We start from the raw sequence: 24,074 nt of genomic DNA, 5'->3' as shown, positions 1-24,074 counted from the left end.
CGCCTGCCGGTGTCCGGCAGGGCTCATCTGCGTTAAAGGAAATTGCACATGCACGCTTACAAGATGCTCATCAACGGTGTTCAGGTTGCCGGTGAAAACGGTCAGTTCGACGTGATCAATCCGGCCACCGGCAGCGCCTTCGCGCAATGCCCGGCCGGCTCGCTGGGCCAACTGGACGCGGCGGTGGCCGCCGCCCAGGCCGCGTTCAAGACCTGGCGCCACAGCGCCCATGAACGGCGTTGCGAGCATCTGAACGCGATTGCCAATGACATCGAACAGGACGCCGACGCACTCGCCCGGCTGATCGTGATGGAACAGGGCAAACCGCTGGAACTGGCGTTTTCCGAGGTCATGGGCGCCGCTGCCTGGACGCGCTATGCCGCCGGGCAGGAAATCGCCGTGGAACTGGTGGAAGAGACCCCGACCCAGCGCGTCGAACTGCACCGCAAGCCGCTGGGCGTGGTGGCGTCGATCACGCCGTGGAACTGGCCGTTCATGATTGCCGTGTGGCACATCATGCCGGCGCTGCGCGCGGGCAACTGCGTGATCAGCAAGCCGTCGAGCCTGACGCCGTTGAGCACCCTGCGCCTGGTGGAGATCATCGCGCGGCACGTGCCCCATGGCGTGATCAACTGCGTGACCGGCGAGCAGGGGTTCGGCAGCGCGATCACCTCGCACCCGGGCATCCAGAAGATCGTGTTCACCGGTTCCACCGCCACCGGCCAGAGCGTGATGCGCGGCGCCGCCGTCAACCTCAAGCGCCTGACGCTGGAGCTGGGCGGCAACGACGCGGCAATCGTATTGCCCGGCACGCCCGTGCACGAGGTGGCCGAAGAGATCTTCCAGGCCGCCTTCCTCAACATGGGCCAGACCTGCGCCGCGCTCAAGCGCCTGTACGTTCACCAGTCCCAGTACCAGGCGTTTGCCGAGGCGCTGACGCAGATTGCCGAGCGCCAGGTGGTCGGTGATGGCCTGGAGCCGGGCGTTAATTTCGGCCCGGTGCAGAACCTCGATCAACTGGAGTTGGTGCAGGCGCTGGTTGCCGATGCGCGCGCCCAGGGTGCACGGGTGTTGTGCGGCGGCGCACGGCTGGACCGGCCAGGGTTCTTTTACCCGCCGACGCTGGTCGCGGACGTCACCGACGGCCATCGTCTGGTGGACGAAGAGCAGTTTGGCCCGGTATTGCCGCTGATCGCTTATGAGGATGTGGAAGACGTACTGCGCCGCGCCAATGCTGGCGACATGGGCCTTGGAGGCTCGGTCTGGGGGCCGGACAGCGAGCAGGCGCAGGCCCTGGCCAGCCGCCTGGAAAGCGGCGTGGCGTGGGTCAACTGCCATGCGCGTATCCAGCCGAACACGCCGTTCGGCGGCAGCAAGATGTCCGGCTTCGGCGTCGAGTTCGGCCTTGAGGGACTGCTGGAATTCACCGGCCAGCAATTGTTGTTCGTCAATAAACGCGCTGCTGAATAACCCCAAGGAGCTTCGACCATGCGTCATTCATCCGCTTCATTTCTCTGCGGCACGCTCGCCTGTGGCTTGACGCTCTGCGCCATCAGCCAGGCCCAGGCCTATGAGCTGTACAGCGACGACAGCCGGCACCTGAATGCCGACATGACCGCCGTGTTCGGCCTGTTCAACAGCCGCAAGAACTACGACGGCAGGCCGGGTGGATCGAGCTGGCGCGAAGGCTATATCAAATACGGCCTGAGCGGCGACCAGACGCTGGCGGGCAACGGCACCGCCTACGGCGCCTTCGCGCTGGTCAGCTCGGCGACCTGGGGCGAGGGCGATCCGGCCGGCAATACCCTGGGCTCCGAGCGCACCACCAAGATCGAAGATGCTTACCTGGGCTGGCGTTCCGGCGATCTGTTCCCGGCCCTGGGCAAGGACGGTGTGGACCTTTCCGGCGGGCGCCAGGTGGTCAAGCTCGGCAGTGGTTTTCTGGTCAACGACGACGGGCCCAACCTGGGCAAGGGCCCGGCCAATGGCAGCATGAACCGTGGCGGTGCGTATTACCTGGCCGCGCGGCATGCCTTCGATCAGACCGCGTTGCTGCGCCTGGGCGGCAAGGATGGCCTGCATGGCAGCCTGCTGTGGCTCAAGTCCGACAACCGCGCCCAGGCAGAAACCGAAGTGGCCGCCGGCACCCTTGATTACACCGCCAAACCCGGCACCCTGGGCCTGACCTGGGTGCACGGCATCGATGTGAACGAGCGCTGGGCCACTGATCTGCAGCGCCAGCGCAAGGGCATGAACGTGTACAGCGTGCGCGGCGAAGGCGATGCCGGCCTGCCCAACGTCAGCCTGGCGTTCGAATACGCCTGGCAGGACAAGGACAGCGGCCCCGAAAAAGCCTGGTACGGCGAAGCCGGCTACACCTTTGCCGACGTTGCCTGGACGCCGAAGGTCAGCTACCGCTACACACGCTACTCGCAGAAATGGGATTCGCTGTTCACCGGCGTGAGCGGCGGCTACGGCACCTGGCTGCAGGGGGAAGTCGCCGGCAACTACACGGGGCCGTTCAACAGCAACACCAGCATCCAGCATGTGGCGCTCAAGGCCACGCCCCTGGAAAACCTGACTCTGGGCGCGCTGTACTTCGACTTCGACACCGTACGCAAAAGCAACGCGCTGAACCTCGATGCGCGCGAGCTGGATGTGTATGCCGAATGGGCCGTCAACCCGCACCTGATCATCACGCCGCTGATCGGCCTCTATAAGCCCAAGCAGGACGCCACTACCGGCGGCAATCAGGTCGGGGGCAACGGCACCAACGTTTACAGCCAGCTGACCGTCGCCGTGCCGTTCTGACGACTCTGACTCAGGCGTCCGCCGCGCCTGACGGCGACGGGTTGCGCAGGTTGTCGGCAATGCGCCGTGTGGTGTCCATCACCATTTCAATCACGGTCTCCTGACGCAGCAGCTTGAAGCTCTGGGTGCTGCCCACGGCCGACAAGCTGCCGATCACTTCGTCGATATCCGGCTGGATGATCGGCGCGGCGATACCGGTCAGGCCCAGGTTGAGTTCATCGTGGGTCATGCAGTAGCCGTCCTTGCGGATCTTTTTCGTGGCCTTGGCAAAGCTCGCCCAGTCATAGGGGCTGTCCGGGTCGCCAGCCAGGTGGTCTTCGAACAGGCGTTGCAGGCGGCGGCCTTTCTGGAAGGCGATCAGCACCTTGGATTGCGCACCGCGAAAAAACGGCAGCGGGTGCCCACGGCCGAAGGAGAAGTGGTAGGTGTCGGTGGGTTCGGCAATGTAGGTATTGATGATGCGTCCGTCGTAGAAAACGCTGGCGAACACGGCCAGGCCGGTCTGCGCCGACAGTTCGTGCATCAGTTCGCGCCCCGCCAGGAGGATGGGGTCGTACTGGCGCATCATCCAGTCCAGCTCGATCACGCGCGGCCCCAGGCCGTAGTGGCCGGCGTCCACGCGGGTCAGCAGGCCGGCCTCGCACAACTCCTTGACGTAGCGATACGCGGTGGCGCGCGACAGGCCCATGCGCTCGGCAATCGTCTCCGGGTCGATCTTCAACGTCGCCGGACCGAACAGGTCCAGCACACTCAGCAATTTACTCAGGCTGCTCATTTCGTTCCTAGAGAAGGGATGGCTCGCGGGTAAGCACTATAGGCGAAAACACCAGGGATCCAAGGTGGGAAATCCCACGGTGCACTCCCACAGATAGCTGAAGGGTTTATTATTGCATAAATCTCAAATTAAGAGATAAAAAGCAAAAAATGCTTGTTTGGTGTGTTTTTGTGTGTGATAAATCTCATCAAAGGAAACGCTCAACCGAGAGGGCAGACAATGAATGGCGCGCAACTGATAGTGAATGCGGCAGCGGCAAGCGGTATCGAGTACTGCTTTGCCAACCCGGGCACCACCGAGATTCCTCTGGTGGCGGCCATGGCCAGTGCACCTGCCCTGAAGCCTGTGCTGTCGCTGTTCGAAGGGGTGTGCACCGGTGCCGCCGATGGCTATGGCCGCATCGCCGGCAAACCGGCGATGACCCTCACGCACCTGGGCCCGGGCTTTGCCAACGGCATTGCCAACCTCCACAACGCACGGCGCGCCAATACGCCCATCGTCAACGTGATCGGTGACCACGCGTCCTGGCACGTCAATTACGATCCGCCGCTGGCCAGCGACATCCAGGCCCTGGCCGGCACGGTATCCAGCTGGGTGCGCACCTCGCGCACCGCCTCCGGTGTCGGTGAAGACCTGCAGGAAGCCATGCGCGCTGCCTGGCAAGCCAAGGGCCAGATCGCCAGCCTGATCCTGCCGATGGATCTGCAATCCAATCCAGTCACCCATCACGGCCAGTTCAGCCCGCTGCGTGCGCCAGTGCGACGCTTTGCCGGCGACCGCATCGAAGCGGTGGCCCAGGCCCTGCGCGATGGCCAGCGGCTGGTGTTTATCGTCGGCGACCAGGGCCTGTCGGTGGCCGGCCTGGAAGCGGCGGGGCGCCTGGCGCAACTGCCCGGCGTGCGGCTGTTCGCCGAAACCTTCCCGCGCCTGAGCTATCGCGGCGGCGGCTTGCCCGACCTGGACCGCCTGCCGTACTTCCCGGAAGTGGCCATCGAGATTCTCGAGCAATACGACAAGGTGGTGTGCGCCGGTGTGCTGGAGCCCATCAGTTACTTTGGCTACGAAGGCATTCCGTCGCGGCTGGCCGAGCGCGAGCGCCTGCTGTCGCTGGCCGAGGTCGGCGATGACGTGGCCGGTGCACTGACTGCGCTGGCCGACGCGCTGAATGCGCCGGCTTATGTCCCCACGCCGCAGCACATCGAGCTGCCGCCGGGCGAAGCGGCATTGAGCGCGCAATCGGTCGGGCAACTGCTGGCTGCCGCGCTGCCCCACGACTGCATTGTCTCGGTGGAAGGCGGCACCTGCGGCTATCCGTTTTTCACCGCCTCAGCCGGCGCTGCCCGCCACCGCGTGTTGACCAATACCGGCGGCGCCATCGGCCAGGGCATTCCGGTGGGGTTCGGCGCTGCACTGGCCGAGCGCGGCAACCGGGTGTTCTGCCTGCAATCGGACGGCAGCGCCCAGTACACCATCCAGACCCTGTGGAGCATCGCCCGCGAGCAACTGCCGGTGGTGATCCTGATCGCTGCCAACCATCGCTACGCGATCCTGCAGAACGAACTGCGCCGCTTCGGCATGACCGAACTCGACCCGCAGGCACTCAAGCTGACCGTGCTCGACAGCCCGCGCATTGACTGGAAGGCCCTGGCCACCGGCTACGGCGTGCCGTCCTGCACCGTGCACACCAATGCCGAACTGCAACGGGCGCTGGCCAACGCCGCCGCCGACGCCGGGCCTTGCCTGATCGAAATGGCGCTGTGAAGGAGCCGACCATGAACACGTTCCACTTGTTACCCGCCGTCCAGACGTTCCTCGCCCAGCCCGGTCGTCTGTTCATCGGCGGCAGCTGGCAGGACGCCGCCAGCGGTCGTCGCTTTGCCGTGGAAAACCCGGCCACCGAGCAGACCCTCACCGAAGTCGCCCAAGGCGACGAGCGTGATGTGAACGCAGCGGTCGCGGCCGCCCGCGCTGCCTTTACCGGCACCTGGGCCTTGCAGTCACCTGCGCGGCGCGGCCTGTTGCTGTCGCACCTGGCCGACCTGCTGGACCAGCACCGCGAGGAACTGGCGCAGCTGATCACCCTGGAAAACGGCAAGCCCATCGCCAACGCGCGGGGCGAAGCGGCCAGCGCGGCGAACATCATTCGCTACTTCGCTGGCTGGCCGACCAAGATCGAAGGCAGCACGCTGCCCGTTTCGCCGGCCAGTGGCGCGCCGATGCTCAATTACACCCTGCGCGAGCCGGTGGGCGTGTGCGCACTGATCGTGCCGTGGAACTTCCCGCTGACCATGTGCGTATGGAAGCTCGGCCCGGCGCTGGCCACCGGCTGTGTAGCAATACTCAAACCTGCCGAGCAGACGCCGCTGGTGGCGATCCGTCTGGTGCAGTTGATCGAGGCCGCAGGCTTTCCGGCGGGGGTGGTCAACCTGATCACCGGCCTGGGTGCCGACACCGGCGCGCCGCTGGCGCAGCACCCGGACGTGGACAAGATCGCTTTCACCGGCTCCACCCAGGTCGGTCGGCTGATCGCCCAGGCGGCCACCGGCAACATGAAGAAGGTTTCGCTGGAACTGGGCGGCAAGTCGCCGAACATCATCCTGCCCGACGCCGACATCGTGCGCGCCGCCAAGGGGGCCGCCGACGGCATTTTCTACAACCAGGGCCAGGTGTGCACCGCCGGCTCACGCCTGTATGTGCACGCCAGCGTGCTCGACCAGGTGCTTGAAGAACTGCAGCGCCATGCCGCCGCCCATGTGCTCGGCAACGGCCTGGACCCGGCCAGCACCATGGGCCCGCTGGTGTCCGGTCGGCAGTTGAACACGGTCAAGGGCTACCTGCAGCGCGGCCAGGAAGAGGGCGCCGAGCTGATCTGCGGCGGCGGTCGTCCCGCTCACCTTGAGCGCGGCCACTTCATTGCGCCGAGCATCTTCCTTGACCGCGCCGAGCGGGCCTGCGTGGCCCGCGAAGAAATCTTCGGCCCGGTGCTGACGGTGATGAGTTGGAGCGAGATCGACGAGCTGGTGCTGCGCGCCAACGATTCGCCCTATGGCCTCGCCGCCGGCCTGTGGACCCGCGACCTGCGCTCGGCGCACCGCGTAGCCGCGCAGCTCAAGGCCGGCTCGGTGTGGATCAATTGCTGGAACGTGGTCGATCCGGCCTCGCCGTTCGGCGGCTACAAGCAATCCGGCTGGGGCCGGGAAATGGGCAAGAACGTGATCGACGCCTACACCGAGACCAAAAGCGTCTTTGTCGATCTGGCCTGAAACGAATAATCACAAGAGGAAATGGCAATGGATCTGGAATTGAAAGGCCGCGTGGCAATCGTCACTGGCGGCGGCATGGGCATCGGCAAGGAAGTCGCGCGGTTTCTTTCCGAGGAAGGCTGCAAGGTGGTGATCTGCGCGCGGCGCATGGAGTTCCTGGAACAGGCCGCCGCAGAAATCACCGCGCAGACTGGCAACGAAGTACTGCCGCTGTACTGCGATACCAACCAGATGTCGGCGGTGTCGGACATGGTCGAAGCGGCGCACAAGCACTTCGGCCGTATCGACATTCTCGTCAACGGCGCGGCGGCGCCCTCCGGCGTGGTGCGCAATGACATCGAGCACGCCGGCGACGACGAGCTGCTGTCGGACCTCAACACCAAGGTGATCGGGTACTTCCGCTGCGCCAAGGCGGTGACCCCGCACATGAAGGCCGGCGGTTTCGGACGCATCATCAATATCGGCGGCCTCACCGGACGCAGCAGCAAGGTGCTGTCAGGCATGCGCAACCTGGCCATCGCGCACATGACCAAGACCCTGTCCGACCAGTTGGGCGCCTTCGGCATCACGGTCAACCTGATCCATCCGGGCGTGGTGGACACTCCGCACATCCACGAGCTGTACGAGCGCGAAGGGATCAAGCAGGGCAAGACCCCGGAGCAGGTCGAGCAAGGCTACATCGACGCGACGCCGATTCGCCGCACCCTGGCCCCGATTGAAATGGGCTGGCTGATCGGCTTCCTGGCGTCTCCCAAGGCAGGCGCGGTGACCGGTGAATCCATCGGCATCGACGGCGGCCTGACCCGTGGCATCTTCATCTGAGGAGCAAATGCGATGAGTAACGGCACCCTTTTAGTCGCCACCGTCGGCCAGGCGGTGATCCGCAGCGCCGACGATGGCAAGACCTGGCACCGCCTGGGCCTGGGGCAGGACCTGGAATTCGATGCGATCACCCGCTCGTTGAGCGTGCACCCCGGCACGCCCGAGGTGATCTACGCCGGCACCGACATCGGCTTGTGCGTCAGCCATGACACCGGCGGGCGCTGGCAGCAGGTCGATTCACCGTTCAATGGCCAGACCGTGTGGAAGGTGGCGGTGGACCCGCAGGACGCCCAGCGGATTTTTGTCGGCACCGGTGCGCCCTCGCGCGCCGTGCTGTGGCGCACCCTGGACGGCGGCGCTAGCTGGGACCGCGCACCGGTGGAAATTCCGGAATTCTGCGACGGCGTCAGTCGCCCGCGCCTGCTGGCCTTCGCCTATGACCCCACCGACCGCAACCAGGTGTGGTTCGGCCTGGAGGAGGGTGGCCTGTTCCACTCCCGCGACGGCGGCGACAGCTGGACCCGTATCGATGACCGCCTGCTGTGGGACTTCAACTCGGACATCCACAACATCGTGGTGCTGCCCAACCATGGCCACAAGGTCATCGTGGTGGTGTGCGTCAACGCGGTGTACCGCAGCGTCGATGAAGGCCTGACCTGGACCGGCATCGTCGGCCGCGAAGCCTTCGGCCTGTACTACCTGCGCGCCATGAACGCGCCGCCGGGCAGCGAGGACACGCTGTACCTGAGCATTTCCGACGGTACGCCGGGCACCACCAGCAAGGTCCTGATCTCCCGCGATGCCGCCGTCAGCTGGGAAGTATTGCCGCTGCCGCAGCAGCCCAATTCCTGCGTCTGGGCGATTGCCTTCAACCCGGCCAACCCGCGCCAGATCGTCGCCGGCACCAAGTACGGGCACTTGTTCACGTCCGACAACGGCGGTGACGGCTGGCAGAAGCACTGGCGCGAGTTCAGCGAGATCGCCGATGTGCTGTGGACGCCTGCCGTGGCGCAGATCAAGGCCGGGCATCAATCCATCGTCAAGAAGAACTGAGGTAACCGGTGATGAAAGTCAAAATCCTTCGGACCCACTTATCGCTATTTGTGAGTGATCCTGATGTGTCGGCACGGTGGTACGCCGACATCCTGGGCATGCACGAAAGTGCCCGGGGCGAAAGCTGGGTCATGATGGCGTTTGGCACCAAGCATCACGACATCGCCTTGATTCGTGCAGAGCCCGGCGCCCATCAGGGCGGGCTGGGCCTGCAACACTACGGATTGGAAATCGACGGTGACATGACCACCTTGCGCCAGCTCTACGGCATGTTGCTGGAGAAGGGGGTGGAGGTGGTGAAAATTACCGATCATGAAATCGGCAACGGTCTGTATTTCAACGACCCCGATGACAATCGCATGGAATTCTTTCTCGAGACCGAGCATGACGATGCGTGCGGCAAGGCCCGCTTCAAGGCCGCCGGTGCGCCGAGTCGCAATATCACGCTTGACCCCCTTGACCCGATTTGAACCGAGGTTCACCTGATGAAAACCGCAAATTTCGCCAGCTACCACATTCGCAAATGGTACAGCTTCGTCGAAGAAACCCTGGCCAATGAAACCGGCCAACTGGCCGATGGCGAGCCGGTGTTCAAATACGCCGTGGCCGCCGTGATCGCCAACCCCTATGCTGGCCGCTACAGCGAAGACCTTTCGCAATTGATCGAGCCGTCGCCGCTGCTGGGTGAAGAGTTCGGCCGGCGCATCCTGGCACTTGCCGGTTCACGCCGGATTGAAAGCTATGGCAAGGCTATCCTGGTGGGCAGCGCCGGCGAGTACGAGCACGGCAACGCGTTTCTGACCAACCCGGCGGCCGACCCGATTCGTGTGGCGCTTGGCGGCGGCAAGTCGTGGGTGCCGTCCACCGGCAAGCGCGGTGGCCCGGGTTCGACCATCGACGTGCCGCTGGCGCACAAGGACGCGCTGTACGTGCGTTCGCACTACGACAGTTTTTCCATAACGTTCGGCGACGGACCTTCGCCGGATGAGCTGGTGGTGATCTGGGCCTTCGCCACCCGTGGGCGTCTGCATGCACGGCTGGGCGGCCTGCGCGCCGAAGACGTCAAGGGCCTTGACGGGCTGCACTGATAACGGCGCAGGCGTGAGCGCTGGCGGACCCCAACCACAACAAGAACAGCGGTGAATAGCGATGAAGCAGGAGAAGACCCAGGTGGTCATCGTCGGCGGTGGCCCCAACGGGATCACGGCGGCGCATTACATGGGGGTGTACGGCATCGACTGCGTGGTCCTCGAACTGGCCGACGGCATCCTGCCGTATCCCCGCGCCGTGGGCATGGACGACGAAGCGTTGCGCGTGTTGCAGGGTATCGGCATGGCCGACCTGGCGGTGCGCGACATGATCTGCGACGTGCCGCTGCGCTATTACAACGCGCGCGGCGTGTGCTTTGCCGAGGTCAAGCCGAGTACCGCGCATTACGGCTGGCCGATGCGCAACATCTTCATGCAGCAGTTGCTCGAAGGCACCCTGCGTGAACACCTGGGCCGGCACGCTGGCGTCGAGCTGCGCCAGGGCCACGAACTGCTAAAGCTGGCCCAGGACGGGGAGGGCGTGACCCTGCAGGTGCGCGGTGCCGACGGCGACGTTTATGCGTTGCAGGCCGACTACGTGATCGGTGCCGACGGCGGGCGCTCCACGGTGCGCAAACAACTGGGCATCGAGCTGCTCGGGCTGACCCACCCGCGCAAATGGGTGGTGGTCGACACCGCCAACGATACCCTCGATGCGCCGTTCACCGCACTGCATGCCGACCCGCAGCGGCCCTTCGTGTGCATCTACCTGCCTTACCAGCAGCGACGCTGGGAATTCATGCTGATGGAGGGCGAGGACGAGGCGAAGATGTGCGAAGAGGCGACCATTCGCCGGCTGATCCACGGGCACATCGGCGATGCGGTCAACGACCTCGATATCATCCGTATTCGCGCCTACACCCACCACTCGCGGGTCGCGGCGCGCTTTGTCGAAGGCCGTGTGGCGCTGGTCGGCGATGCGGCGCATATCTCCCCGCCCTGGGCCGGGCAGGGCCTCAACTCCGGCCTGCGCGACGTGGCCAATGTGGCGTGGAAACTCGCGGCGATCATCCAGGGCCGCGCGTCACCGTCGATCCTTGGCAGTTACGATCAGGAGCGCCGTGGCCACGCGACCGAACTGGTCGCCCTGGCCGACAACATGGGCGCCGTCCTCGGCTTGACCAACCCGCTGATGGCCGGGGTGCGCGACTGGCTGTTCCAGGCGGTCAACAGCGTCGACAACCTGCGTTCGCATTTGCTGGAGTTCAAGTTCAAACCCAAGGCCACCATCACCAAAGGCCTGGTCCACCACGAGCGCGCCGAGTTGCGCGAGGACGACCTGGTCGGCCAGTTGTTTATCCAGCCGTCCATCGAAGATGCCCAGGGCCAGCGCCGACGCCTCGACGAAATGCTCGGCGATGGCTATGCAGTGCTCGGGTATCGGGTGAACCCGGGTGAGCACTTGAGCGCTGCCATGGCCGAGTATTGGGCCGGGTGGGGCACGCGTTTCATTCAGGTCAATCGTTCGCGCAGCGGTGTGGGACGCAACCAGCCGTTGACCGCCAGCGACGCCCTGAGTGTGGAGGACGTGGATAACCGCCTGGGTGAATGGTTCTCCAGGGTGCGTGATTGCATCGTGGTGGTGCGTCCGGACCGTTTTGTCGCCGCCATCACCACGCCTGAGCGACTTGACGGCGTACTGCGCAAACTGGCGGAGCAACTGTCATGAGCGGCGTTAACGCTGTGCTCGCGCACTTGCAGCAGGCTGCGCACGCTGTGCAGGCCATTGCGCCGTTGCCGGCCGAGGCGCTCGACAAGCAGCAAGGCTACACGCTGCTGCGCCAGAGCCTGGCACAACGCACGGCAGGCGGCGAGCGCTTGAGCGGCTGGAAAGTGGCGTTTGCCGGCCGCGCCGCGCAGGCGCGCTTTGGCCTCGATGAGCCGGTGTACGGCGCGCTTACCCAGGCCATGGCGGTGGCGCCGGGCAGTGCGGTGGCGTGCGGGCGGCTGATCCAGCCCAAGCTGGAAGTGGAACTGGCCCTGGTGTTCGGGCAGACGCTGGCGCCGGGTGACTACAGCGATGCGCAAATTCTGGCGGCGATTGCCGAGGTGGCGCCAGCGTTCGAGATCGCCGACTGCCGCTGGCAAGGCTGGCAGTTCGGGCTTGGCGCATTTCTGGCCGATAACGCCGCCGCAGGCCGTTACTGTGTGGGCGCGCGCGTGCCGTTCGACGCGACGCGGCATGCCTGCGTGGCCTATCGGCTGGAGCACGGGGGCATCTTGCTGGGCAGCGGCGACACCCAGGCGCGGGAGGACAGCCCGTTGTTCAACCTGTGCTGGCTGGTGCGACGCCTGTTGGCTGATGGTCATCCGGTGGAGGCCGGGCAGGTGGTGTTGTCCGGTGCGTTGCTGGCGCCGCTGGCGATAGAACCGGGAGCGTATCGTTTGCATATGCTTGGCACGGAACTGGCTTTGGATTTCCACGCCGGCATCGCGCCTGCGCCAACGTCCGCTGCCGTCACGGACGACTGAACCCCGCTTCAGGCCGCCGAGGAATGACACTTATGCTTGCCGAAGTGCGCACCTTCAATGACTCCCAACAGCACGCCGGCTCTATCCAGGGCTGGCAGCAGGTCTACGACCAGCTCGGTCGCGGCTGCCTGAACAGCGAGCTGCGCCAGCTGTCCGGGGATCGTTTTCAGATTTTCCAGGAGGTGCTCGACAAGCGCGTCGTGCAGCATGGCCGCTCGCCCAAGGGCCGCCTGTGCGCGGCGATGTCGCTGGGCAGCCCGCCGGTGGTGCAGGGCCAACAGGTGAGCGCACAGAGTGTGGTGCTGTTGCGCGATGCCGAGGAGTTCGTACTGCATGCGCCCCAGGGCACGCATTTTTTTTCGCTCAACGTCGATGCGGTGCGCTTTGCCAAACTGGCGGCGTTCGAGTTGTCCGCCGAGCAGCTCAAGCGTCTGACCAGCGTGTCGGCGCTCAGCGTGGATGAAGCGTTACTGCTGCGCATTCGTCAGCGCATCCACCCACTGTTTCGTCACTTTCTGGAACATGCGCACGCCATCAGCCCGGCCTCGGAGAAGATGCTGGAAGATGAACTGCTCGGGGCGTTTCTCGATCTGTTCAGCCACGCCGGCGATGAAGTGCGCGGCCGCCGCGGCAATTTCGCGGTCAGCGCGTACCTGGTCCGGCGCAGCCAGGAGCTGATCATCGCCAGCGGCGATACGCCGTTGAGCATCCTGGATCTGTGCGAGCAACTGCGCGTGAGCCGCCGCACCCTGCAGAACAGTTTCCAGGCGGTGACCGACATGCGCCCGGTCGAGTACCTGCGCAACCTGCGCCTCAACGCAGTACGGCGGCAGTTGATCGCGACGTCGGCGAGCGAGAAGAACGTCGGCGAGATTGCCGTGGCCATGGGCTTTTTCCACCTGAGCCACTTCGCAACGCATTACCGCGAGCTGTTTGGCGAGTCGCCCTCGGAAACGCGCCGGGCCTCGAACTGAGGTGTTGCCCGGCCATCGGTACAGATCTGATGCACTACAGTCCAAGTGTGGGAGGGGGCTTGCTCCCGATAGCAGTGTGTCAGCCCAAGAAGTCTCAACTGACCCGCCGCCATCGGGAGCAAGCCCCCTCCCACATTTTGACTGTGCTGTGTCAGTCGCTGACCGTGAAATGCTGCGCCATAGCTATTGAAAAAATGCCGACTGACACACAGCCGATCAAGTGTGGGAGGGGGCTTGCTCCCGATAGCGGGATGTCAGCCAAAGAAATTCACCTGACCCGCCGCCATCGGGAGCAAGCCCCCTCCCACATTTTTGCCTGCGTTGTGTCAGTGGCAGAAGGTGAAATGCTGCGCCATAGCTATTGAAAAAATGCTGACTGACACACAGCCGATCAAGTGTGGGAGGGGGCTTGCTCCCGATAGCGGGATGTCAGCCAAAGAAATACACCTGACCCGCCGCTATCGGGAGCAAGCCCCCTCCCACATTTGGACTGTGCTGTGTCAGTCGCTGACCGTGAAATGCTGCGCCATAGCTATTGAAAAAATGCTGACTGACACACAGCCGATCAAGTGTGGGAGGGGGCTTGCTCCCGATAGCGGGATGTCAGCCAAAGAAATACACCTGACCCGCCGCTATCGGGAGCAAGCCCCCTCCCACATTTGGACTGTGCTGTGTCAGTCGCTGACCGTGAAATGCTGCGCCATAGCTATTGAAAAAATGCTGACTGACACACAGCCGATCAAGTGTGGGAGGGGGCTTGCTCCCGATAGCAGTGTGTCTGCCCAAGAAGTCTCACCTGACCCGCCGCCATCGGGAGCAAGCCCCCTCCCACATTTTTGCCTGCGTTGTGTCAGTGGCAGAAGGTGAAATGCTGCGCCAGAGCTATTGAAAAAATGCCGACTGACACACAGCCGATCAAGTGTGGGAGGGGGCTTGCTCCCGATAGCAGTGTGTCAGCCCAAGAAGTCTCAACTGACCCGCCGCCATCGGGAGCAAGCCCCCTCCCACATTTGGATCGGATTCGGCCTGAGTTATTGGTCAGGCGCTCAAGCCAGTCCCGGGTCCACGCGCTTGCCGATGTCCTTGAGGCGCGCCAGTTGGTCGATCATCGACGGCGCCTCATCCAGGCAACTGACGAAGGTCCACAGGTAGGTCATCACCGCGTAGATATGCCCGGCTTTTACCGCAGGCGCCAACGCCAGTTGGCTGATGGCAACCACGAACAGCAGCGCCGAGACTACGCCGATGCACAGGAAGGCCACGGCTTCACGGTCCGACAGCCGAATGCGCAGGCGCGACAGTACGTGGTAGTGACGGTGCAATGTGTGCTCACCCACGGCTTCGACCAGGCCGATTTCCTTTTCCAGGCGATTGTTCAGGCGCTCGTGCAAACGCTGGTTGCGTCGGGCAAAACCGGGCATGACCGTGAGGCACAGCAGTAATGCCACCAGGCACGCCAGGCCGACCCACGGCTCGATCACCAACAGCATGCCGGCTGCGCCGATGATCGAGACCAGCGCGGTGGCGATGATCGGCACATGCTTTTCGAAGAAATCCACGAAGTCCCGCGCCAGCACTACCCGCGCCGCCGCCTTGGAGGTGCTGTGGCGTTGCAGGCGCTGGTTGAGAATCACCGGCACGGCAAGGTCTGCGTAGATGCGCGTGAAGGTGCGCGTGTCCAGTGCCCGGCGCGCCGCGCCCACCACCCAGAACCCGAGCACCACGCCGGCATACAGCAACGCACTGGCGGCATCGCCACGGATGATCGAGTCCACCGCAAAGCCGGCGAACAGCGGGTAGGCCAACAGCAATGCGTTCTCCAGCGCGACCAGCGACAAGGTGGCGAACAACTTGCCGGGGTAGGTCCGGGCAATGGCCTTGAGGGTCTGGCTGGCGGATTGCTGGGCGAGTTTTTCACTGGCTACGATAAGGATCGGTGGTGTGACGGAGGGCATGGGGCACCTGTGGAGCGCATTGGGTATTTCAGCGGGTGCCGATGATGCCTGGCAAGCGTGCAGGATCAGTGAAGGAATCATGGAGAACGCATGGAGGCCGCAAACAACGTGCAGCGGGGAAGGGCAGGGTTTCAGGCGAAACGGATGCGCTCGTTGTAGGCGTTCTGCAGCATTTTGCGCTGGTACTCGCAGGGCGTGGTGCTGACGAGCTTCTTGAAGTCGCGCAGGAAGTGCGATTGATCGGAAAAGCCCAGGTCCAGCGCCAGGTCCGAGAACGACACGTCGCGCTGGTTGTTCAGCGTGTCCAGGGCGGCCTGGCAGCGAATGATGCGGAAGAAAATCTTGGGCGACACGCCGGTGTCCTGGCTGAACTGGCGATGAATCGTGCGGCTGGTGTAGCCACTGAGGTCTTCCAGGTGCTGGATGCGCAGGTCGCCGCGATGGGCCAGCGCCTGCTGGATAACGATGGCGGTCAGCTTCGAGGTGCGGCCCATCAGGCGCGGGGCCAGGTAGTCGTTGAACAGCTTGATCTGGTCCTGCAGCAGCGGGGCATTGACGATGTTCTCGAAAATGCTCTGGGCAAATGCCGACACTTGCAGCAGGTCCCATTCCTGTTCGGTCAGGTCCTCGGCCATGACATTGATGAAACCTGGAATGACCCCCGGCGCAAAGCGTACACCAAAGTAATGATGGCCCTGCAGCAGTTCAACCCGCTGGGCTTGCAGCGGCGTACCGCAGATCTTCACGCTGGGGCGCGTGGCATCGCAGTCGAACACGATGTCCACACAGCCATCCGGCACCGCCAGCAGGTCAGCCGAGTGGGCGACGTCGAAGGCGTAGAAATGCGAAATCGCCGGGTGTTCGCAAGGCACTACCGAATACCGCGATGAGTTGAGCACGAACCACGGTTGTTCATAAGCGGTGTGCCGCCGTACGGGCGGTGAACACAGGTTGAGCATGACCGGACCTTACCAGGGAAATAGGCGGGAATATTCACGCACTTATCGCGCCAACTCCTGGCTGTGCGCCGAACCGTGATGTCCGAAATTTACAATACCGCCGACCCACGCAGCCCGATACTCGACCTCGATAGCGTGGGAGCAGCGCCTACCGCAGCGGTATCTCTTTGAGTCGAGAATAATAATGGCCACTACTGCAAGAATAGACTTCATCTACTTGTCCGAGCAGGACATGATCCGCGCCGGCGTGACCGACATGCTCGCTTGTGTGAATACCATGGAGGAAATGTTCGGCCTTCTGTACAGCGGGGACTACCGCATGGCCGGGCCGAACAGCGATTCCCATGGCGCGATGGTGATTTTCCCGAAGGATTCGCCGTTCCCCAACATGCCCAAACCCACCGCCGACCGCCGCATGATGGCGATGCCGGCCTACCTGGGCGGCAACTTCTGCACCGCAGGGGTGAAATGGTACGGCTCCAACATCGCCAACCGCGAGAAAGGCCTGCCGCGCTCGATCCTGATGTTCACCCTCAATGACCCTGACACCGGCGCCCCCTTGGCGCACATGTCCGCCAACCTGTTGTCGGCGTATCGCACCGGTGCGATCCCCGGCGTCGGCGCGCGCCACCTGGCCCGCAAGGACTCCAAAGTGGTCGGCCTGCTCGGCCCGGGCGTGATGGGCAAGACCACGCTCGCCGCGTTCATCGCCGTTTGCCCGCATATCGACACCTTGAAGATCAAGGGTCGTGGCGAGAAAAGCCTGAATGATTTTCTGGGCTGGGTGAAGCAAACCTACCCGCAGATCACCACGATTAATGTGGTCGACAGCCTTGAAGAGGTGGTCCGTGATTCCGACCTTGTTACTTATTGTAGCTCCGGTGAGACAGGCGACCCCTCGAACTACCCAATTGTGAAGCGCGAGTGGGTCAAGCCGGGATGCTTCATGGCAATGCCCGCCTCCTGCTCGCTGGACGAGGGCATGGAGCGCGCCGACGTGCGCAAGGTGCTGGACAACACCGGCCTTTACGAAGCCTGGTTCGACGAACTGCCCAAGCCTGCGCACCATTGCGTGCCGGTGATTGGCGTGCGGTTCATGGACATGATTGCCGAAGGCACGCTGCAGCGCGAAGAGCTGGAAGACATCGGCAAGATCGTTGCCGGCGATGCCCAGGGCCGTCGCAACGATGACGAGATCATCATCATGTCGGTCGGCGGCATGCCGGTCGAGGACGTGGCGTGGGGCACGGTGGTGTACCGCAATGCGATCAAACAGGGCATCGGCGTGAAGCTGAACCTGTGGGAAACCCCTGAGCTGCGCTGAACCACTCCTTACCCAACTGAAGAGACCTTCGACATGACAAAAATCATCAAGCTCAAGACCGGTTCGCCGTTTGAAGACCAGGCCAGCTATTCGCGCCTAGTGGTGGTGGACAACTGGATCTACGTCTCCAATACCGCCGGCCGCAATCCGCAGACCAAACTGATCCCCGAAGACGTTCTGGAGCAGACGCACCAGGTGTTTGCCAACATCGAGTCGGCCTTGAAGGCAGTCGATGCCAGCCTGGCCGATGTGGTGTGCTCGCGGGTGTTCATCCAGGACCCCAGGGACGTGCCGGCGGTGATGGGGCTGATCGGCGAAAAGTTTCGCGGCGTCGACCCGGCCAGTACCGTGACCTGCCCACCGCTGGGCTCGACGGTCTACAAGGTGGAACTGGAGGTGACGGCTTACCGCAACGCCTCCAACGCTCAAGTCGAAGTGATTCGCCTGGCGCAGTAATCCGTTACGCGGCCGTGCATTCGCGCGGCCGACCTTTCCAGTTTTGCGAGTCTCGATCATGGCCCCGACTATTGCGCCCGTGAACACGTCCACCGAATTCCCCTCCGCGACCGGCGTTGTCATCATCGGCGGCGGGATCATTGGCTTGACCGCCGCGCTGGCACTGGCTGAGCGCAATATCCCGGTGGTGGTCCTGGAAAAGGGCCGTATCGCCGGCGAGCAGTCCTCGCGCAACCTGGGCTGGGTACGCAAGACCAGCCGTCACGCCCATGACATTCCGCTGGCGCTGGCCGCCGACCGCCTGTGGGCGCAAATGCCTGGACGGGTCGGCGCGGATGTCGGTTATCGCCAGGAAGGCATCATGTTCGTCGCCCGCAACGAGGCGCAGATGGCCATGCATGAAGGCTGGCTCAAGTCGGTCGAGCACCTTTCCCTGGACTCGCAGTTGCTCAGTCATCGCGAAATCGCGCAACGCGTGCCGGGTGGCCAGGGCGAGTGGGCCGGCGGGATCTACACCGCGTCCGACGCCCGCGCCGAACCGACCCTGGCCAGCAGCGCGATCGCCAGGGCGGCCATGGCCCTGGGCGTAGTGATCATCGAGCAGTGCGCAGTGCGCACGCTGCAGATGTCGGCCGGCAAGGTGAGCGGCGTGGTCACTGAAAAGGGCGAAATCCGCTGCGACCAGGTATTGCTCGCCGGCGGCATGTGGTCGCGGCGCTTTTTGGGCAACCTCGGCGTGTCATTGCCGACCCTGGCCCTGACCTGCTCGGTGATGCGTACTCATCCGATGCAAGGCCCCACCGAAATCGCCGTGGGCGCGCCGGACTTTTCGTTTCGCAAACACCAGGACGGCGGCTTCATCATCACCCAGCGCGGCAAGCTGGATGCGTTCCTGACCCTCGACCACCTGCTGCTGGCCAAACAATACATGCCCCAATTCCGAGCGCAGCGCAGCGTATTGAACGTGTCGTTTGGCAAATACTTCTTCAACGACCTGGCCCTGTCGCGACGCTGGTCGGCCGACAGCATCAGCCCGTTCGAACGCGTGCGCACCCAGGACCCGGCCGCCAACCCACGCCTGAACAACGACGCGATGAACAACCTCAAAGCCGCCTGGCCGGTGTTCGAGCAAGCCCGAATCGCCCAGACCTGGGCCGGCACTATCGACGTCACCCCGGACTCCAACCCGGTCATCGGCCCCGTCGAAAAAATCCCCGGCCTCACCGTCGCCACCGGCTTCTCCGGTCACGGCTTCGGCACCTCACCGGCCGCCGGCCAACTGGCCGCCGACCTCATCAGCGGCCATCCCCCCATCATCGACCCAAGCCCATACCGCTTCGACCGTTTCTAACCAACCCAGCCGTTGATCTGGCTCTTGATCTTGATCTTGATCTTGATCTCAGGCGCCCCATCAACCACGCTGGCCGAACGCAGGCTTGAATCCGTGGGTAACCCGGCAGGACGCCGGGTTAGCCGCACTGGGCCATGGATGGCCCATTGCGGCGGCCCACGGATTCAAGCCTGCGTGCGGGCACACCGAGCCTGAGCGAGGTGCCGAGTGGTGGGGCAAGAGCCCTTTGGTTACTTTGGGGCTTTTCCAAAGTGACCCGCCGTAAGGGCGGAACCAATCTAAGCCGTCACCCCAGAAACGGATATGTACACCGTCAGACCGCTATCGCAGGCAAGCCAGCTCCCACATTAAACCCACGGCGGACCCACCCAATGCCCCCAACCAGCAGCTTCTTCACCAACCGCACCGGCCTCAACCTGCACATCCTGCGCTGGGGCCACCCAAGCGGCACCTCCCTGGTCCTGCTCCACGGCCTGCGCGCCTACGCACAAACCTGGGAATCACTGGTCAAGGCGCTCGGCCCCACCTACTGCGTCTACGCCCTGGACCAACGCGGCCGCGGCCTGAGCGACTGGGCACCGCCCACCAGCTACCACACACAGTCCTATGTAGACGACCTGCAGGACTTGGTCGCCCACGCCGGCCTGCAGCGCTTCATCCTGCTGGGCCACTCCCTGGGCGGCGCCAACGCCCTCGAATACGCCCGACAAAACCCCGGCCGCCTGACAGGCCTGATCATCGAAGACATCGGCCCCGGCTCCTCCAGCCAGGGGGACGGCGCCGCGCGCATCCGCCGCGAGATGAACCAGACCCCGCTGCAGTTCGACAACTGGGACGCCGCCCGCGCGTTCTGGCAGACCTCACGCCCCGGCCTGTCGGAGCAGGGCCTGGCCTCGCGGCTGGCACACTCGATGAAAGAAAGCGCCGGCGTGATCACCTGGCGCCATGATCAGCAAGGCATCGCCGAGGCACGCTTGAGTATCGAGCCGACCGACCTGTGGCCGGCGGTGCGCGCCCTGGATTGCCCGACGCTGTTCATTCGCGGCGCGCGCTCGGACTTCCTGCCGGCAGCGACGCTGCAAGCCATGCGCGACAGCAACGCGCTGGTGCGCACCGCCGAAGTCGCGGACGCCAGCCACTATGTGCACGACGATCAGGCCGAGACATTCAACCGGCTGGTCATCGCGTTCCTTGATAGCCTGTTGGACGTCTAGGTCTTTTTTTCCGCACTGGTCGCGCGGCCGCCGGGAACGGCGCAGCCATCCGCGCCACAGCGAGCGCTGCCGTCAGGGTGCGGCAGCCAGGCCAGGTGCGGGCGCCAGCGGCAGAACAGGCGATAGCCGATGTTCAGCAGCGGCCGGGTCAGGCGCCAGGACAACGGTGCGGCCCAGGCGCCCAGGCCCGCTGCCCGCCAGCTCCAGAGCGTCGCGTCGAGGCCGGTGACCCAGGTTCCATCGGCGAACCTGGCGTGCAGTGACGAGGCCATGTCCGCTGCGGTGAACCCCAGGGGCGTCGCGTCGAAAGCCTCAGCGCTGATGTCAACGAACAGCAGGCGATCCGGCGTTGCCCTGGCACTGAGCAGCTTGATCTCTCGCGCACAAAGTGGGCAATCGCCATCAAAGTAGAGGGTCAGAGGCCATTGGGTTTTCTTGTACAAGATTTATCGCTCTGTATAGGTTATTCGACACGATAGGCGCAAAGAATCGCACTTGCAACGTGCGCCGACAGTCCATCAGCCGCTTTTGCACGGGGCCTCAATATGCTGCCGACCTTGCCGATAGCGTGGGTATGACCCAAGAGGCGCTGCCCAATGTTCAACTCCAAAATCAAGCAACAGCTCAATGCCCAGTCTGCCGAGCTGGCCCAGCTGCGCCAACTGCGCGACGGCCTGAACCATGAAATGCTGACGTTGAGTATCGATCCGACGTTTAAAATCACCGCCTGCAACGACAACTTTGCCCATGCCCTGGGCTACACCCCGGAGCAGCTCCTGGGGCGGGCGATGACCGATATCGTTCCGCAGTACGTTTCCAGGCTGCCGTGCTATCAGAACTTTCGCGCCGCCGTTGCCGCCGGCAAGTCGATCACGGACGAGTACCGCTACCTGCATGCGGACGGCTCGCTGGTGTGGATTCATGCCCATTGGCAGCCCATCACCGATACCAGTGGCAGTTTGAGCCACGTCACGTGCTACGCGACCAACATCACTTCCCGGCTGGAAAAAGCTTCGGAAAACACCTCTTTCATCGATGCCTTGCTGCGCTCGACGGCGGTGATCGAGTTTGATCTCTCCGGGCATGTGCTGATGGCCAACGAACAGTTCCTCAAGGCGATGGGCTACAACCTGGGCCAGGCCAAAGGCAGTCATCACCGTATTTTCTGCAAGCCGGAAGACGCCGCGTCGCAGCAGTACAAGGATTTCTGGGCCACCTTGAACAGGGGCGAATTTGTCGGCGGCCGCTTTGAGCGTATCGACAGCCGCGGCCAGACGGTCTGGCTGGAAGCGACCTACAACCCGGTGTATGACACCGAAGGCACGCTGTGCAAGGTGGTGAAATTCGCCACGGTGGTCACCGACCAGGTGGCCCGCGAACAACAGGTCAGCGAAGCGGCCCAGACTGCCTTTGAAATCTCCCGGCAGACCGATGTAACGGCCCAGCGCGGCGCCGTGGTGGTCAATGACACGATGCATACCATGCGTAAGGTCTCGGTAGACATGCAGGCCGCTTCCGGCGGCGTCGAAGCCCTTGGCAAGCAGTCGCTGTTGATCAGCTCGATCATCCAGACCATCAGCAGCATCGCCCAGCAAACCAACCTGCTGGCGTTGAACGCGGCCATCGAAGCGGCGCGCGCGGGCGAGCAGGGTCGAGGCTTTGCCGTGGTGGCCGATGAGGTTCGCCAATTGGCCGGACGCACTAGCACGGCCACCGAAGAGATCGCCTCAGTGGTGTTGCAGAACCAGAAGCTGGTGGATGAAACGGTTGCCGAAATGGCCAACAGCAAATCCCAGGCCGAGCAGGGCCTGGAGCTGGCCACGCAGGCGGGCCAGGTGATTGTCGAGATTCAGGACGGCGCCAAGCGGGTGGTGGATGCCGTGGGCAGGTTTGCCACGCAGGTGGGCTAGCGGCCGAGCGGCCAGGCACAGGGTCGCACTCCGCGGCGTTTTCATGGTCCATGGAAAACGCACCACTGCCCCGGAGGTGAACCTTGGCTAGAAAGAACACGCCCGTGGTCGACAGTGTCGCTGTAGCGACGCTGTCCTCCCACCGCAAAGACCTCTTCTTGGCAGCCATGGACGCCAGCCACAGCGCGATGATCGTGACCGATCCCGCGCAGCCCGACAATCCGATCATCTTTGCCAACCAGGCCTTCGTGAACCTGACCGGCTTTGAACAGGACGAAATCATCGGACGCAACTGCAGGTTCCTGCAGGGCCCCGAAACCGACAAGAGCACCCTTGCGCACGCGCAGCGGGCGATCGAGCGTCACCATGAAGTCTGTGTGGAGGTGCTCAATTACCGTAAGGACGGCTCGACGTTCTGGAATGAAATCTTCATCGCGCCGCTGTTCAACGAAGCGGGGCAACTGGTGTACTTCTTTGCTTCACAGCTGGACGTGAGCCGCCGCCACGATGCCGAGCAGCGCCTGCGTGGCGCCCAGGACATGGAAGCGCTGGGACAACTCACCGGCGGCATCGCCCACGATTTCAACAACCTGCTGCAGGTAATGGTCGGCTATCTCGACTTGATCCAGCAAAGCGCGAAGCGCCCCGACGGCGATCTGCAGCGCATCTTCAACAGCGCCGGTCGTGCCAGGGCGGCGGCTGAAAAAGCACAGACATTGACACAACAGTTGCTGGCGTTTTCGCGCAAACAGCGGCTCGACAGTCGCGTGATCAATCTGAACTGCCTGCTCACCCGGCCCGATTTCATGCGGCGTGCCGTGCATGACGCCAATGTGCAGATGGACCTCGCGCCGAACCTGTGGAACTGCCGCATCGACCCTGCCCAGGCAGAGCTGGCGGTGCAGCACCTGTTATCGAACGCCCAGGATGCGCTGGAGGGGTGCGTCGAGCCGACGATCACCCTCACGACCTGCAACGTTGAGTCGCCTGAAAACGGGGTGCCCGAGGGCCGATACGTCAGCCTGTCGGTGACCGACAATGGCAACGGCATAGAGCCGGGCATACAGGAAAAAATCATCGAGCCGTTCTTTACCACCAAGGAGGAGGGCAAGGGCTCGGGACTGGGGCTGTCGATGGTGTACGGGTTCGTCAAACAATCGGGCGGAGCTGCGCGGATCCGCTCATCCCCGGGCGCCGGAACGACGATACGTCTCTACTTTCCAGCCGACGACAGCCAGGCCTGGGTCGAACAGCCGCCGTCTGACACCACCTCGTTGCGAGGCATTGAGCACATCCTGATCGTGGAGGACCGACCCGAAGTGGCCGAGCTGGTCCAGGTCATACTGACTGACTACGGTTACCGGACCGCGACCGCGACCCATGCCGAGCAGGCGTTGGCGATGCTGGAGAACGTCCGCTATGACCTGGTGTTCAGTGACCTGATCATGCCGGGCGCCATGAACGGCGCGGCACTGGCCCGTGAGGTCGCCCGGCTGTACCCGCATACCCGCGTATTGCTCACCACGGGCTATGCGAAAGATTCGCTGGAGCGCGCGGATATACAGGTGCATGAGTTCGAGCTGTTGCCCAAACCCTATCAGCCGCAGGACCTGCCGAGGAAAATCCGCACGATGCTCGACGACTAGC

Annotated in this window: 21 protein-coding genes; 17 read left to right on the top strand and 4 right to left on the bottom strand. The window is 63.7% G+C overall.

The features are described 5' to 3' along the window. Window positions 1-48 precede the first annotated feature (48 nt). Together JOE32_RS06250 and JOE32_RS06245 are read left to right on the top strand one after the other, a co-directional pair. Window positions 49-1,470, top strand: a complete 1,422-nt coding sequence (locus tag JOE32_RS06250) for an aldehyde dehydrogenase family protein (protein WP_209982392.1) — start codon at window positions 49-51, stop codon at window positions 1,468-1,470. Window positions 1,471-1,488: 18 nt separating this feature from the next. Then, window positions 1,489-2,811 (top strand): hypothetical protein, encoded by a 1,323-nt coding sequence (locus JOE32_RS06245; protein ID WP_209982390.1) that lies wholly within the window; start codon window positions 1,489-1,491, stop codon window positions 2,809-2,811. A gap of 10 nt (window positions 2,812-2,821) precedes the next feature. Here JOE32_RS06245 and JOE32_RS06240 read toward each other — a convergent pair whose 3' ends face one another. After that, complete coding sequence (locus JOE32_RS06240) at window positions 2,822-3,586, bottom strand: IclR family transcriptional regulator (RefSeq protein ID WP_209982388.1); 765 nt, start codon at window positions 3,584-3,586, stop codon at window positions 2,822-2,824. Between the two features lie 219 nt (window positions 3,587-3,805). On the opposite strand from JOE32_RS06240, the gene JOE32_RS06235 reads away from it, so the two are divergent. The 9 genes from JOE32_RS06235 (at window position 3,806) to JOE32_RS06195 (ending at window position 13,258) form a co-directional block, all read left to right on the top strand. Continuing rightward, window positions 3,806-5,347, top strand: a complete 1,542-nt coding sequence (locus JOE32_RS06235; protein ID WP_209982386.1) for an acetolactate synthase large subunit — start codon at window positions 3,806-3,808, stop codon at window positions 5,345-5,347. 11 nt (window positions 5,348-5,358) lie between these two features. Beyond that, window positions 5,359-6,849, top strand: coding sequence for an aldehyde dehydrogenase family protein (locus JOE32_RS06230; protein WP_209982383.1), 1,491 nt, complete (start codon window positions 5,359-5,361; stop codon window positions 6,847-6,849). 27 nt (window positions 6,850-6,876) lie between these two features. Then, the gene (locus tag JOE32_RS06225; RefSeq protein WP_209982381.1) at window positions 6,877-7,671 is read left to right on the top strand and encodes an SDR family oxidoreductase; all 795 of its coding nucleotides are present in this window, start codon (window positions 6,877-6,879) and stop codon (window positions 7,669-7,671) included. Between the two features lie 12 nt (window positions 7,672-7,683). Further along, window positions 7,684-8,724, top strand: a complete 1,041-nt coding sequence (locus tag JOE32_RS06220) for a YCF48-related protein (RefSeq protein WP_209982379.1) — start codon at window positions 7,684-7,686, stop codon at window positions 8,722-8,724. An 11-nt stretch (window positions 8,725-8,735) separates the two neighbouring features. After that, a complete protein-coding gene (locus JOE32_RS06215; protein WP_057008841.1) occupies window positions 8,736-9,194 on the top strand; it encodes a VOC family protein in 459 nt (152 codons plus the stop codon). 15 nt (window positions 9,195-9,209) lie between these two features. Further along, window positions 9,210-9,812: an amino acid synthesis family protein gene (locus JOE32_RS06210; protein WP_209982377.1), complete on the top strand. Its 603-nt coding sequence runs from the start codon at window positions 9,210-9,212 to the stop codon at window positions 9,810-9,812. A 61-nt stretch (window positions 9,813-9,873) separates the two neighbouring features. Then, window positions 9,874-11,481: a bifunctional 3-(3-hydroxy-phenyl)propionate/3-hydroxycinnamic acid hydroxylase gene (locus tag JOE32_RS06205; RefSeq protein WP_209982374.1), complete on the top strand. Its 1,608-nt coding sequence runs from the start codon at window positions 9,874-9,876 to the stop codon at window positions 11,479-11,481. Further along, window positions 11,478-12,284 carry a 2-keto-4-pentenoate hydratase gene (locus tag JOE32_RS06200; protein ID WP_209982372.1) on the top strand — a complete coding sequence of 269 codons (807 nt, stop codon included), beginning with the start codon at window positions 11,478-11,480 and terminating at the stop codon, window positions 12,282-12,284. The genes JOE32_RS06205 and JOE32_RS06200 overlap by 4 nt, the downstream gene beginning before the upstream one ends. A gap of 32 nt (window positions 12,285-12,316) precedes the next feature. Then, window positions 12,317-13,258, top strand: coding sequence for a helix-turn-helix domain-containing protein (locus JOE32_RS06195; protein WP_209982370.1), 942 nt, complete (start codon window positions 12,317-12,319; stop codon window positions 13,256-13,258). Between the two features lie 1,046 nt (window positions 13,259-14,304). On the opposite strand, the gene JOE32_RS06190 is transcribed toward JOE32_RS06195, so the two are convergent. Both JOE32_RS06190 and JOE32_RS06185 read right to left on the bottom strand, forming a co-directional pair. Next, a complete protein-coding gene (locus JOE32_RS06190; RefSeq protein ID WP_209982368.1) occupies window positions 14,305-15,213 on the bottom strand; it encodes an ABC transporter six-transmembrane domain-containing protein in 909 nt (302 codons plus the stop codon). Window positions 15,214-15,344: 131 nt separating this feature from the next. Next, complete coding sequence (locus JOE32_RS06185; protein ID WP_209982366.1) at window positions 15,345-16,172, bottom strand: helix-turn-helix domain-containing protein; 828 nt, start codon at window positions 16,170-16,172, stop codon at window positions 15,345-15,347. A 184-nt stretch (window positions 16,173-16,356) separates the two neighbouring features. On the opposite strand from JOE32_RS06185, the gene JOE32_RS06180 reads away from it, so the two are divergent. The 4 genes from JOE32_RS06180 (at window position 16,357) to JOE32_RS06165 (ending at window position 20,517) form a co-directional block, all read left to right on the top strand. Beyond that, complete coding sequence (locus JOE32_RS06180) at window positions 16,357-17,496, top strand: tyramine oxidase subunit B (protein WP_209982364.1); 1,140 nt, start codon at window positions 16,357-16,359, stop codon at window positions 17,494-17,496. 33 nt (window positions 17,497-17,529) lie between these two features. Further along, the gene (locus JOE32_RS06175) at window positions 17,530-17,952 is read left to right on the top strand and encodes a RidA family protein (RefSeq protein WP_209982363.1); all 423 of its coding nucleotides are present in this window, start codon (window positions 17,530-17,532) and stop codon (window positions 17,950-17,952) included. A gap of 58 nt (window positions 17,953-18,010) precedes the next feature. Next, entirely contained in the window at window positions 18,011-19,303 is a 1,293-nt protein-coding gene (locus JOE32_RS06170; RefSeq protein WP_209982361.1) for an FAD-binding oxidoreductase, read from the top strand. A gap of 371 nt (window positions 19,304-19,674) precedes the next feature. Further along, window positions 19,675-20,517 carry an alpha/beta hydrolase gene (locus JOE32_RS06165; protein WP_209982360.1) on the top strand — a complete coding sequence of 281 codons (843 nt, stop codon included), beginning with the start codon at window positions 19,675-19,677 and terminating at the stop codon, window positions 20,515-20,517. Here the strand turns inward: JOE32_RS06165 and JOE32_RS06160 are convergent. Beyond that, window positions 20,514-20,960, bottom strand: coding sequence for a DUF393 domain-containing protein (locus JOE32_RS06160; protein ID WP_209982358.1), 447 nt, complete (start codon window positions 20,958-20,960; stop codon window positions 20,514-20,516). The two genes, JOE32_RS06165 and JOE32_RS06160, sit on opposite strands and share 4 nt — an antisense overlap. A gap of 153 nt (window positions 20,961-21,113) precedes the next feature. Here JOE32_RS06160 and JOE32_RS25100 point away from each other — a divergent pair, with 153 nt between their 5' ends. Then, window positions 21,114-22,427 (top strand): PAS domain-containing methyl-accepting chemotaxis protein, encoded by a 1,314-nt coding sequence (locus tag JOE32_RS25100; protein WP_209982355.1) that lies wholly within the window; start codon window positions 21,114-21,116, stop codon window positions 22,425-22,427. 83 nt (window positions 22,428-22,510) lie between these two features. Then, a complete protein-coding gene (locus JOE32_RS06150) occupies window positions 22,511-24,073 on the top strand; it encodes a histidine kinase famiy protein (RefSeq protein WP_209982353.1) in 1,563 nt (520 codons plus the stop codon). Window position 24,074: the final 1 nt, after the last annotated feature.

It is taken from the genome of Pseudomonas sp. PvP025, assembly GCF_017832155.1.
In the GTDB taxonomy this organism is placed as follows: domain Bacteria; phylum Pseudomonadota; class Gammaproteobacteria; order Pseudomonadales; family Pseudomonadaceae; genus Aquipseudomonas.
The sequence above is the reverse complement of the archived record's forward strand: the minus strand, read 5'-3'. Positions and strand labels throughout refer to the sequence as shown.